Genomic DNA, 7,019 nt, shown 5'->3' with positions numbered 1-7,019 from the left:
AATCTCCAACCCCAGGAAACCCTGAGGCCGGGGATGTCAACATATCTGGCGTTGACTTTTGGCACGCTGTTGAGTTCTCAAGGAACGGACACTTCCTTCGGGCGGCTTTCACACCGGCCCTCCGGGCGCTTCGTTCTTTCGTGTTCCCAGCTTATCAGATGTTTTCCGCTCCGTTTTCCGGAGTTTCATTCGTCCGACTCGCCGGTGTCTTCTGCGGCTCGCGCCCCGTCCGACGTTCCAAACTCTAGCCGACCCCCGCTCCGAAAAGCGAATCCGGCCGCAATCCCCACAAATGGACACGCCAAAGAAACCCGAGCCGGGTGTTATTGGTATTTCCAGAGAATTGGCCGCCCCGAGACCGTCCGCGCTGTTGCGTGTCCGGTGCTCCCTGTCAAGCGACTTGAAAACACTACCCCTCCCCTTCCCCAGGAGCAAGTCGACCCCGACCTGGTCGGGTCAGAGGTCGAGTTCGGTGTCCGTGATCGGGTAGGCGACGCAGGAGTGGGTGTAGCCGAAGCGTTCGTCGGACAGCCGGAGGCGGGCCTCGGTGGCGGTGTGGACGTGGCCCTTGACCACCCGGACCCGGCAGAGGCCGCATTCGCCGGAGCGGCAGGCGGCCTCGGGGCGGATGCCGGCGTCCTCCAGGGCGTCCAGCAGCGGCCGGTCCCGGCGGGTGCGGAAGGTCCGGCCGCGGGCGGTGACGGCGACCTCGGCCGCCGGGTCGGTGCCGGCCGGCCAGTGGGGCTGGGCGGTGGGGTCGGCGGGGGCGCCGTTGGCCTCGAAGCGGATCCGGCGGCGGGGGTGGCCCAGGTCCGCGAGCTGTCGCAGGGCATAGGGGTAGAGGGCCTGCGGTCCGCAGACGTAGACGGTGCGGCCGGCGAGCGGTCCGGCGAGGGCCTCGACCAGGGCGCCGGTGAGCAGGCCGGTGGGTCCGCTCCAGTCGGCGGAGGCGTGCTGGACCACATGGTGGACGTGGATGTCCGGGTGGGTGGCGGCGAGAGCGTCGAGCTCGGTGCGGAAGACGATGTCCTCGGCGCTGCGGGAGCCGTACAGCAGGTGGAAGCGGCGGGACAGGCCCCGGTCGGCGATCTCGCGGACCATGCTCATCGCCGGGACGACGCCGGAGCCGCCGGCGAGGAAGACGAGGTCCTCGCCGTGGAAGAGCGGGTTGTGGTGGAAGGTCCCGGTGGGACCGGTGGTGGTGAGGGTGTCGCCGGGCGCGAGGGTGTCGATCAGGTGGTTGCTGATCCGCCCGCCGGGCACTCGGCGCACGGTCAGGTCCCAGTGGTCGGCCCGGGCGGGACTGGACGCGATGGCGTAGGGGCGGTTGGTGCCGTCGGCGAACACCCCGACGTACTGGCCGGCGAGGAAGGGCGGCAGGTCGCCGCCGTCGGGGCGGCGGAGCCGGAAGGTACTGGTGCTGACGGTCTCGGTGAGGATCTCGGCCACGGTGAGGCGCAGCCGCCGGGGATGGTGGGCGTCGACGGCGGCGGTGCTGGCGCCGGGGTCGGTGGGGCGGTGCGGGCGGGCTTCGAGATCGGCCCGCACCGCGTCGTGGTCGTCGAAGTGGGGGGCGATGGGGTGGCTCACGGGCGTTCTCCAACCTGGTGCGGGCGGGCAGAGGGGCCGGGCTCAGGCCGCGTCCCTGGCGCGGAGCAGGCGGCGGGCGACGCGGGCGCCGGCTTCGAGGGTGGGCTGGAAGCCGCCCGGTCCGGCCCAGGAGCCGGCCAGGTGCAGTCCGGGGACGTGGCTCCGGCGTTCGCTGTTGCGGAAGAGCCAGCCCTCGGTGCGGTCCTGGTCGTAGCCGTAGATCGCGCCGCCGGGGTGGCCGAGGTAGCGGGCCAGGGTGAGCGGGGTGGCGACGTCGACCTCCTCGATCGCGTCGCGGATGCCGGGGGCGACCGCCTCGACCCGGTCGAGCAGGGTCTGCGCGTAGGCGAACTTGGTCCGGGCGTAGTCGGCGGGCGGGAGCTTCGCCCAGTGGTCCCCGTACTGGAGCGTCATCAGGCTGACGTGGGTGGCGCCGGACGGGGCGAAGCCGATCGGGGCCACGTCGTAGGAGGTGACGCAGATGCCGCGGGCGGGTTCCAGGGTGCGGGTGGCGGCGTAGGTGCGCTCGTCGTCCTCGTCGGCGTGGACGAAGGTGGTGCTGGTGGTGAAGCCGAGTTCGGCGGGCGTGGCGGCGAGGCCCATGTGCAGGACGACGCCGGAGACGCCGGTCCGGCGGGTGGCGAGGTCCTCGCGGACGGCGGCGGGGACGGCGTCCTCGCCGAGCATCGCGTAGGTGACCGGGAGCGAGGCGTTGGAGACGACGTCCCGGGCGGTGACCTCCTCGCCGTCGTCCAGCCGGACGCCGGTCACCCGGCCGTGCTCGGTGAGGAGGGCCGTGGCCGCCGTGTTGAACCGCACCTGTCCGCCGGCGCCGAGGAAGGAGTCCAGGATCGCGGTGGACAGTGCCTGGGACCCGCCCACGAGGTGCCAGGGCTTGAACTCCAGGTAGGCGTAGAGGGTGAGCGCGAGGTCCTGGAAGGCGAGCCGGGAGGGCGGCTGGCCGAGGTAGGTCCAGTAGGTGCCGAGCACCGACTTCGGGCCGGGGTCGTCGAAGAACTCGTCGAGGACCTCCTTGACCGGGCGCAGCCCGTACCGGAACAGCACCGGGTCGACCTGCTCGGGCGGCATGCCGCGGATCGCCGCGATCTGCCAGAAGGTGACCTCCCTGACCAGTTGGAGGAAGCGCTCGATCCGGTCGCGGTTGCCCGGGAACGCCTCCGCCAGGGCGTCGGTCGTGCCCTGCCAGTCGGCGGGCAGGGTGACGTCGTAGCGGCCGGGGACGACGGCCCGGTAGAGGTCGTGCTCCTCGACGAACTCCAGCTTGTCACTGACGCCGAGCCGGTCGAAGAGGCCGCGGAGGGTGAAGGGCTGCCCCTCGGCGCCGACGCCGGAGAGCTGGTGCAGGGCGACCTCGAACTCGAAGCGGCCGCGGCGGAATGAGGTGGCGCAGCCGCCGGGCAGGTTGTGCCGCTCGACGAGCAGGGTGCGCAGACCGGCGAGCTGGAGGCTGGTGGCGGCGGTCAGCCCGGCGTTGCCGGCGCCGATGACGACGGCGTCGAAGTCGCTCACCGCTCCGCCGCCCCGGCGGCACCGGCCCCACCGGTCGCCCCGGCGGTCTCAGCGGCCTCGGCGGCGATCCGGTCGAACTCGGCGGCCATCGCGGCGGCGAGCGCCTGGGCGCCGGAGAGCGGGCGGACCATCACGGTGAGCTCGTCGATCCTCCCGTCCTCGTCGAGGTGGAGGCAGTCGCACCCCTGGAGCTGCTTGCCGCCCACGGTGGCGGTGAACACGAGGGCGTGGTCCCGTCCGTCGGGGTCGCCGATCTCGCGGACATAGGCGAAGTCCTCGAAGACGCGCAGCACGGCGCGCAGGATCGCGCCGGTGATCGCCTTGCCGGGGTAGGGCTTGAACGCGACGGGGCTGGTGAACACGACGTTCTCGGCGAGGAGATCGATCATGGCCTGGGCGTCGCGGTCCTCGACCGCCTTGCGGAAGGGGTGCATGGGGAGGCCTCCGGTCCCTAGTCATCGAATTGAGTAGGTGTACCGGCGAGTATGGAGCGGTCGGGAACGCACTGTCCATAGCCATTAGTCACCTTGTTGACCAGTGGCCGGCAGTGGCTGCTAGCGTGACCGCATGGCTTTGCGGCACGCGGTGATGGCTGCCCTCCTGGAGGGCGAGGCCTCCGGCTACGACCTCTCCAAGGGCTTCGACGCCTCGGTGGCGAACTTCTGGATGGCCACCCCGCAGCAGCTCTACCGCGAGCTGGACCGCATGGAGGCCGCCGGCCTCATCTCCGCCCGGGTGGTCGAGCAGGAGCGGCGCCCCAACAAGCGCCTCTTCTCCCTCACCGAGGCCGGACTCGCCGCCGTCCACGCCTACACCGCCGAGCACACCAACAAGCCGACCACCATCCGCGACGAGCTGATGGTCAAGGTCCAGAGCGTCGACGCCGGTGACGCCGGCGCCGTCCGCGCGGCCGTGGCCGAACGCCTGGAGTGGGCCCGCGCCAAGCTCGCCCGCTACGAGCGCCTGCGGGCCAAGCTCCTCGACGGCCGCACCGAGGAGCAGCACCTCGCCGAGGCCGAGCGGGTCGGCCCCTACCTCACCCTGCTGCGCGGCATGGCGTTCGAACGCGAGAACATCCGCTGGTCCGAGACCGCCCTCCGGGTCCTCGCCTCCCGTACCGCCTTCCACGGCTGACCGCACCGTCCGGAGCGGGGCGCCGGCTGCTCACGGAACGGCCGGCCGCCGGGGCCGCATGCACAGGACTTGACGATCGGTCAAGTGGCCTGCGCCGGCGCGGCAACCGACTGCGGTGCGGCGGCAGTTGAACGGTCGCCGCGAAGCACCGGGAACCCACGCCCAGCGGCTACGATCTGGCACCGATTGTTGGGGCAAGGGGCCTTTTTCAGCTGGGAGTTGCTGTGGTGGTTACTGGTCGTGTGGTGCGGTTCGACGGTGCGCGGGGCTATGGGTTCATCGCTCCCCAAACCGGTGGTGAGGATGTCTTCCTGCATGTGAACGACATGCTGATTCCCGAGAAGTACGTGCGCTCGGGCCTCGCGGTGCAGTTCGAGGTCGAGGAGGGCGAGCGGGGGCCGAAGGCCTCCTCCGTCCGGCTCGCGGTCGACGCCGACGGGAACCCGCTGACGCCGCCCGCCTCGCTCGCGGTCCCTGCGGTCCCCGCGCGCGAAGGGGGCCGGGTCGCGGCGGGCGACGGCGACGGACTGTGCGACGTGCTCGGCGCGGACGAGTACCTCAAGGAAGTGACCGAGGTGCTGCTGAGGACCGCGCCTTCGCTCACCGGGCAGCAGATCCTGGCCGTCCGGGCCGGACTCGCCAAGTCGGCCGAGGAGCACGGTTGGACCGACCACTGACGCATCCTCGGAAAGGGGCACCGGTCGCCGTCGGCGGCCGGTGCCCCTTTCGCGGTTCCACCCGCACGGTGCGGGCACCCGCGCGCCCGCACGGCGCGGGCGCGCAGACGCCGGCGCCCCTGACCCCGGGCGGGGTCAGGGGCGCCGTGGCGGGGCGGGTGCGGGCTACTTCTGCTCCATCGCCGCGATCAGGCTCTTGGGCCGCATGTCGGTCCAGGACTTCTCGATGTAGTCGAGGCAGTCCTGACGCGCGGCCTCGCCGAACACCGTGTCCCAGCCCTCGGGCACCTCGACGAAGACCGGCCACAGCGAATGCTGGCCCTCGTCGTTGACCAGGACCAGGTAGTTGGCATCGGGGTCGTCGAACGGATTCGTCACCGTGTCGTCCTCTCTCGGGTACGTGATGTGGGATCGCGCCGGTGGCGGGCGGTCACCGGGGTCCTGGTGTCGGCTGCACCCTCGTGCTCGGTCACCGTGCTCGGCGGCCGCCTCATGCTCCGCCCCGCACACCGGGACCCACTATCGCCCAACGGTCCGGTGGCCAGTCAACAGGGCCGACGTGCGTGCTCCCGCCGCGTTCAACCGCACCCGTGCGGCAGTTGGACGGGACGCCCGACGCTCTTGATCGACGTTCCCGGACGGTGCCATCGTGGGCGCCGCGGAGCCGTTCCGCGGCTCCGGCGACCCCTGGACGGCACAGGCGGCCGAACAGCGCAGGCGCCACGGACAGCACAAGCACCGGCCACCGGGACGGCGTCCGCTCCGGCGCGGGCCCGCCCCGCCCGCCGGCCGGGACGCCGGCCCCGGAAGCCGGCCCGAGCGACCGCGGTCAGCACCCGGCCCCGCCGTCCCGTCAACCGACCCACCCCACCGACACAGGGCGGCCTCACATGGCAGCAACGGCACCGACGGCACCGACGGCAGCAAGGACACCGAAGAACCGCCCCGGCGAGGACCCGGCCACCCGCCGGCGCGTCGCACCCGGCACCGTACGGCGGATCCTCCCCTACGTCCTCCAGTACCGCCGGACCGTCGCCCTGCTGCTGCTGGTGACCGTGGTGGACGCGGTCATCACCGCGACGAGCCCGCTGATCCTGAAGATGATCGTCGACGACGGCATCCTGGCCGGGAACACCGGGACCGTGATCCGGCTCTGCCTGCTGGTCGCCGGGCTCGCCCTGGTCGACGCCGCCGCCCTGTACACCCAGGCGTGGTGCTCCGGGCGGGCCGGCGAGGGGCTGGTCCTCGACCTGCGCACCCAGGTGTTCGCCCACGTCCAGCGGCAGCCGATCGCCTTCTTCACCCACACGCCGACCGGCGCACTGGTCAGCCGGCTCAACACCGACGTGGTACAGGCCCGGCAGGCCGTGACGACGCTGCTGTCGCAGTCGGTCTCCACCGTGCTGACGCTGGTGCTGGTGCTCGGTGCGATGTTCTACCTATCCTGGCAGATCACCGCCGCGGCGCTCGTACTGATCCCGCTGTTCATGCTGCCGGTCCGGCTGATCGTGCGCCGACTCCAGCGGCTCATCCGAGAGGGCATGCAGCTCGACGCCGAGATGGGGTCGCTGATGAACGAGCGCTTCAACGTGGCGGGAGCGATGCTCGTCAAGCTGTACGGCAACGCGGAGGAGGAGTCCGCGCTGTTCGGCGGCAAGGCCGGGAGGATCCGGGACGTCGTCGTGGCCCAGGTCGTCCAGGGACGGGCCATCATGGTCACCGTCTCCGTGATCACCGCGATGTTCACGGCGCTGGTCTACGGCCTCGGCGGCACCCTCGTCATCAACGACACCCTCCAAATAGGTACCCTCGTCGCCCTCATCACCCTCCTCCTGCGCCTCTACGAACCCGTCAACCAACTCACCACGGTCCAAACCAGCGCCATGACCGCGCTCGTCAGCTTCGACCGCGTCTTCGAAGTCCTCGACCTCGAACCCCTCATCACCGAAAGCCCCCGCGCCCACGCGCTCACCACCACCACCCCACCCGACATCACCTTCACCGATGTCACCTTCCACTACCCCACCACCACCCGCACCACCCTCGCCTCACTCCGACCCACCACACCCCACCCCGACCACACCACCC

The 7,019-nt window shown here is 71.4% G+C and carries 7 protein-coding genes; 3 read left to right on the top strand and 4 right to left on the bottom strand.

What is annotated here, in order from left to right:
• Positions 1-456 precede the first annotated feature (456 nt).
• Genes ADK60_RS18640 through ADK60_RS18630 form a run of 3 tightly spaced genes read right to left on the bottom strand, consistent with a single transcriptional unit; the run spans position 457 to position 3,554 of the window.
• Positions 457-1,590: a 2Fe-2S iron-sulfur cluster-binding protein gene (locus ADK60_RS18640; protein WP_053647389.1), complete on the bottom strand. Its 1,134-nt coding sequence runs from the start codon at positions 1,588-1,590 to the stop codon at positions 457-459.
• A 42-nt stretch (positions 1,591-1,632) separates the two neighbouring features.
• Entirely contained in the window at positions 1,633-3,120 is a 1,488-nt protein-coding gene (locus ADK60_RS18635; RefSeq protein WP_053647387.1) for a phytoene desaturase family protein, read from the bottom strand.
• On the bottom strand, positions 3,117-3,554 hold the full coding sequence (locus tag ADK60_RS18630) for a nuclear transport factor 2 family protein (RefSeq protein ID WP_053647385.1): 438 nt from the start codon (positions 3,552-3,554) through the stop codon (positions 3,117-3,119). The genes ADK60_RS18635 and ADK60_RS18630 overlap by 4 nt, the downstream gene beginning before the upstream one ends.
• A gap of 133 nt (positions 3,555-3,687) precedes the next feature.
• On the opposite strand from ADK60_RS18630, the gene ADK60_RS18625 reads away from it, so the two are divergent.
• Positions 3,688-4,254 (top strand): PadR family transcriptional regulator, encoded by a 567-nt coding sequence (locus ADK60_RS18625; protein ID WP_053647383.1) that lies wholly within the window; start codon positions 3,688-3,690, stop codon positions 4,252-4,254.
• A gap of 227 nt (positions 4,255-4,481) precedes the next feature.
• The gene (locus ADK60_RS18620; RefSeq protein WP_053647392.1) at positions 4,482-4,931 is read left to right on the top strand and encodes a cold-shock protein; all 450 of its coding nucleotides are present in this window, start codon (positions 4,482-4,484) and stop codon (positions 4,929-4,931) included.
• 165 nt (positions 4,932-5,096) lie between these two features.
• Here ADK60_RS18620 and ADK60_RS18615 read toward each other — a convergent pair whose 3' ends face one another.
• On the bottom strand, positions 5,097-5,309 hold the full coding sequence (locus tag ADK60_RS18615) for an MbtH family protein (protein ID WP_043467896.1): 213 nt from the start codon (positions 5,307-5,309) through the stop codon (positions 5,097-5,099).
• A 512-nt stretch (positions 5,310-5,821) separates the two neighbouring features.
• Between ADK60_RS18615 and ADK60_RS18610 the strand changes: the two genes are divergently transcribed.
• Positions 5,822-7,019: ABC transporter ATP-binding protein (locus ADK60_RS18610; RefSeq protein ID WP_199839693.1), on the top strand; the 1,198-nt coding region annotated here is incomplete at its 3' end.

This window comes from Streptomyces sp. XY431 (assembly GCF_001279805.1).
Lineage (GTDB): Bacteria > Actinomycetota > Actinomycetes > Streptomycetales > Streptomycetaceae > Kitasatospora > Kitasatospora purpeofusca.
This window is presented reverse-complemented; position numbering and strand designations above follow the sequence as displayed.